Origin of the sequence: Acinetobacter sp. ATCC 27244, from assembly GCF_000156555.1 — a bacterium.
In the GTDB taxonomy this organism is placed as follows: Bacteria; Pseudomonadota; Gammaproteobacteria; order Pseudomonadales; family Moraxellaceae; genus Acinetobacter; species Acinetobacter haemolyticus.
In genome coordinates this window covers 104,473-109,366 of record NZ_GG665954.1, presented here as the reverse complement: position 1 = coordinate 109,366, position 4,894 = coordinate 104,473, and the positions used below count along the sequence as shown (strand labels likewise).

7 protein-coding genes and 1 pseudogene are annotated in these 4,894 nt (G+C 40.4%); all 8 read left to right on the top strand.

The window, feature by feature from the left end; genetic code table 11:
• The coding region (locus HMPREF0023_RS08045; RefSeq protein WP_008941767.1) for a hypothetical protein at positions 1-534 on the top strand (534 nt) is incomplete at its 5' end.
• Positions 535-543: 9 nt separating this feature from the next.
• Positions 544-1,149 carry a Holliday junction branch migration protein RuvA gene (gene ruvA, locus HMPREF0023_RS08040; protein ID WP_005089630.1) on the top strand — a complete coding sequence of 202 codons (606 nt, stop codon included), beginning with the start codon at positions 544-546 and terminating at the stop codon, positions 1,147-1,149.
• Positions 1,150-1,156: 7 nt separating this feature from the next.
• A complete protein-coding gene (ruvB, locus tag HMPREF0023_RS08035) occupies positions 1,157-2,155 on the top strand; it encodes a Holliday junction branch migration DNA helicase RuvB (protein WP_008941766.1) in 999 nt (332 codons plus the stop codon).
• Positions 2,156-2,168: 13 nt separating this feature from the next.
• Positions 2,169-2,831 carry a hypothetical protein gene (locus HMPREF0023_RS08030; RefSeq protein WP_008941765.1) on the top strand — a complete coding sequence of 221 codons (663 nt, stop codon included), beginning with the start codon at positions 2,169-2,171 and terminating at the stop codon, positions 2,829-2,831.
• A gap of 91 nt (positions 2,832-2,922) precedes the next feature.
• Positions 2,923-3,336 (top strand): tol-pal system-associated acyl-CoA thioesterase, encoded by a 414-nt coding sequence (gene ybgC / locus HMPREF0023_RS08025; protein ID WP_004640100.1) that lies wholly within the window; start codon positions 2,923-2,925, stop codon positions 3,334-3,336.
• A gap of 19 nt (positions 3,337-3,355) precedes the next feature.
• Positions 3,356-4,054, top strand: coding sequence for a protein TolQ (tolQ, locus tag HMPREF0023_RS08020; protein WP_008941764.1), 699 nt, complete (start codon positions 3,356-3,358; stop codon positions 4,052-4,054).
• Entirely contained in the window at positions 4,054-4,506 is a 453-nt protein-coding gene (gene tolR / locus HMPREF0023_RS08015; RefSeq protein ID WP_004640103.1) for a protein TolR, read from the top strand. Before tolQ ends, tolR begins: the two co-directional genes overlap by 1 nt.
• Before the next feature lie 3 nt (positions 4,507-4,509).
• Positions 4,510-4,894: pseudogene (locus HMPREF0023_RS16900) on the top strand (protein TolA); the annotation flags it as partial.

Below are 4,894 nucleotides of genomic sequence, written 5' to 3'. Positions count from 1 at the left end.
CAGCATATTCGTACCCAAAGTTATGACTATATGAGTTATTACTTTAATTTAAATCAAAATATTCATGAATGGAGAGGTACATGTGAAGTCGAAATAAATACGAAATGTACAACATGTAGAAAAGGGAAATACAAATATCTTCAGCAATATGCCCGTAAGTCACTTATTCCAAGAGAAATAACTATAAGCTGTAATTTCTGTCTACGAGAAAATACATTTGATGACTCTATCTATACTTTAAGAAAAGTTAGCGACTCCAAAGAAGGCTTAGATTCTTTTTACTCATATCAATTATTTTTAAATATTGCTGTTCGACAAGGTCAAATCTGTGTTTACAACCCAACTCATTTAGAAATATTGAAAAACTTTATTCAAGCCGATCTAAGAGAACGTGAATTTTCAAATTATAATCGCAGTTATTTTTCGCGGTTACCGACTTGGATAAAATCCACGAGAAATCGTAAAGAAATTCTAAAAGCCATTTTGCGTTTAGAACAAATGGCATCTACTATTCAACCATCAACAACTAAGTGAAAAGACTCAATGATCGGATGTTTAATTGGCGAAGTGTTTGCCTTAGAAGCCCCAACCGTCTTACTCAATGTAAATGGTGTTGGCTATGAAATAGATACGCCACTTTCAACATTTTGCCAATTACAAAAAGGACAGAAAGTGACTTTATGGACACACCTTGTGGTTCGTGAAGATGCCCAACAACTTTATGGTTTTAGTGATGCACAGGAAAAGACAATTTTCCGTACCTTACTTAAAGTCAATGGCGTTGGTCCTAAAATGGCTTTAGGTATCCTATCAACATTGAGTGTTGAGTTACTGATTCATACCATTGAGCATGATGATATCAATACACTGATTAAAGTTCCTGGTGTCGGTAAAAAAACTGCCGAGCGTTTAATGATTGAATTACGTGATCGTTTTAAAGCTTTGGCAAATTCAACTGGCGGCACAACAAATACTGCAGCTGCTCAAATTCAATTTATGGCAAACTCACCTGTTGCCGAAGCAGAAGCCGCATTACAATCGTTGGGTTATAAACCTGCTGAAGCACAAAAAGCTGTTGCTGCCGTGAAAGCAGACTATACTGAGTCTGCCGATATTATTCGTGCTGCGCTTAAATCCATGATGAAGTAATTGATATATGCAAGATCGTCTTATTAGCGGAACAGAAAAACCAGAAGATCATTTTGATCGCGCCATTCGCCCTACGTCATTGGCTGACTATATTGGTCAACCTGTAGTCCGTGAGCAAATGGAAATCTTCATCGGCGCAGCTCGCGGTCGTGGTGAGGCCTTAGACCATACCCTGATTTTTGGTCCACCTGGTCTGGGTAAAACCACACTCGCAAATATTATCGCACGAGAAATGGGTGGCAATTTAAAGTCAACTTCTGGCCCTGTACTGGAACGCGCTGGTGACTTAGCAGCAATGCTGACCAATCTTGAAGAAGGCGACGTTCTGTTTATTGACGAAATTCATCGTCTTTCACCCGTGATTGAAGAGATTCTCTATCCAGCCATGGAAGATTACCAACTGGATATTATGATTGGTGAAGGCCCTGCGGCTCGTTCAATCAAGCTCGATCTGCCAGCCTTCACTTTAGTCGCAGCCACAACACGTGCAGGTTTGCTCACCTCCCCGTTACGTGATCGTTTTGGGATTGTACAGCGTTTAGAGTTCTATTCAGTTGAAGACCTGACCCATATCGTGACCCGTTCAGCGAACCTCATGGATGTGCCGATTACTCATGAAGGTTCAACAGAAATCGCCCGTCGTGCACGTGGGACGCCCCGTATTGCCAATCGATTATTACGTCGTGTCCGTGACTATGCCCAAGTCAAAGGCACTGGTGAAGTGACTCAGGATATGGCGCAACGGGCTTTGGACATGCTCAATGTCGATAAAGCAGGTTTAGATACGCTCGATCGGCGTTATCTCAGTATGTTACTGGAACGCTTTGAGGGTCGACCAACTGGTGTTGAGGCTTTAGCTGCGGCAATGGCGGAAGATAGCGGAACGCTTGAAGACGTAATTGAGCCCTATTTGATTCAACAAGGTTATGTGATGCGTACCGCACGTGGCCGTATTGCAACCAATATGGCATATTTACAATTTGGTATGACACCACCTGAATCATAAATATAGATAAATCATGACTCAAACCCTAGATGAACAACAACTTATAGAAAGAATTAAAGTATCGTATCAAGACGTTATTTCTGATTTACCGCCTATCGAAGAGTTGCCTCGATATGTGATGTTTTCGGAATATCGCCAAGAACAAAGACAATTTTTAGATGCGCTTCTCCAAGCTCATTCTGCATTGTCGCTCTCTTGTCAACTTGTCGATTCAAAACAACAAGCTGTTTCCCTTTCTAGTGAGCAGCTTGAACAATTCAACACTACCTCACATTTGGACTGGTCACTCACAAGCCTTGCCTTTGACCATACACACGCTACAATCTTTATTTCATTATGCTTTCAAGACGATCTAAAGCAGATGGTCGAGGAACATCGCCCACCGCGCAAACCTATACTGACTTTTAAAAACTTGGCAATTCTATTGATCAGTTGCTGTATGCTCGGCATTTCACTTTACTTATTTAACCAAGCCCCAGAATGGTTGGTATTTATCATTTTTGCAGTTGGTTTTTTAGGTTTATGTATGCTATACGACCGTGTAAAAGATTACATTCAATACAATAAAGTAAAAGATGATCCTCTAAAAACCTTGATTGTTGCAGGCTATTTTGCTGAACATTTAGAAGATTATGCAACGCAGACTTTAATCTTAGATAAAAACTCAAACGAATAGCTTGCTTGATCTGTTGTGCCATTTGCCCCAAAAATCAATATGCTAAACTGCGACACTATTCAACACCTCGTATCAAGAATGGATTTTTATCATGGCAAATCATTTTGAATTTAATATCCGTGTATATATTGAAGATACAGATGCAGGCGGTATCGTCTACCATGCCAATCATATTCGCTTCATGGAACGTGCTCGTACTGAATGGTTACGTGCAGCAGGCGTAGACCACTACTGGCATCAACAAGACTACAACTTCGTCGTACACCAAATTCAAGTCAAATATGTACGCCCTATATTAATGGATGATTTGATTACCGTTACAGCGCGTGTTATTTCGTGTAAAGCTGCATCTTTTGTATTGCAACAGAATATATATCGTGGTGAAATCTTGCTGGCTTCTGGTGAGGTTGTGTTGGCATGTCTAAACAAAGAATTGATGCCTCGACGCCTTCCTCAAGAAATTCGTGATCTGATTCAAAAAGAATTAGCACAGGACGAAAAATAAACTTTTGGCACAGTGACTTATGGCAACTAATTTAGAATCTTCAATGCACATTTCTGACCTTATTTTACAAGCAAGCCCTGTTGTACAACTGGTCATGCTGATCTTATTACTTGCCTCAATCTATAGTTGGTATGTGATTGCTAAATTGCATATGAGCTTTAAAAAAACGGGGCAAGATGATGAGCATTTTCAAAAAATGTTCTGGTCTGGTGCTGAGCTAAATACCCTATATAACAATGCCCAATTGAACTCTAAACGTAACGGTTTAGAAGATGTTTTTTATCAAGGTTTATCTGAGTTCTTTAAACTTAAAAAACGTAAAGCTGACACAACTCAAACCATTGAAGGTACTGAACGTATGTTACGCGTTGGTTTAAGCCGTGAACAAGGCGGCTTAGAGCAAAGCCTAGGCGTATTAGCAAGCATTGGTTCCGTCGCTCCATACATTGGTTTATTCGGTACCGTTTGGGGCATCATGAATGCCTTTATTGGTCTTGCTGCAGTTGATCAAGTGACTTTGGCCACTGTTGCCCCAGGAATCGCAGAAGCATTAATTGCAACTGCAATTGGTCTATTTGCTGCGATTCCGGCAGTACTTGCATTTAACCATTTTACAGCGAAAGGTGAAGCCATCTATTCAGATCGTGCTCTTTTTGCGGAAGAAATGGTGGCGCTGTTACAACGTCAATCGATTGGAACGGCTCAGGAAGATGCATAATGGCGATTCAACGATCAGGGCGTTTTGAACGCATCAAAAAGCCGCTCAAAAGCGATATGAATGTCGTTCCTTATATTGACGTCATGCTTGTGCTGTTAGTCATTTTTATGGTTACAGCACCGATGATTACCAGTGGAATCAAGGTTGATTTGCCACAAGCGAATAACAATCCAATTGAGTCAAAAGAGCGACCACCAATCGTTACCCTCGGTAGCAATGGCAATATTTATTTAGAATATAAAGAGCATGATAAAAATCAGGTTCTGTCATTTCAAGAGTTAGAAAGTATTCTAAATGATGCTCAAACCCAAGCTGAGCAAGAAAATAAAACGCTGACCGTTTTGGTAAATGGTGATCAATCACGTCCTTATGGTGATGTGATTGCTCTAATGGCAAGTTTACAAAATGCGGGTCTAACTGAAGTAGGCCTGCTAACTAAGCCGTTAGAATAAACTATGAAAAAATTCCAAAAGCCGCCTTTTAAAGAAAAACAAAATGCGATCGCACTAGCTTTTACGCTAGGTATTCATGCTGTGGCTATTGTTGGTTTGTTGTACTTAGGTATGAGCAAACCTCTTGAGCAACCAAAAAAAGTAAAAACGATTTTGGTCAATCCAGATGACTTACCTCAAACAATCGATTATGAAACCACAGCTGAAAATCAAGCCGAAGAGATTCAAAGCCCTATTGTAGATGAAACGTTGCCACAAAATTTACCAGCAACGCCATCACAGCCGACTGAACAACAGCTTGCAGCTGAAAAACAGAAGGCAGAACAAATCCAACAAGAAAAACTAGCTGCTCAACAACGTCAAGCCGAAGCAGATGCTAAACGCAAAA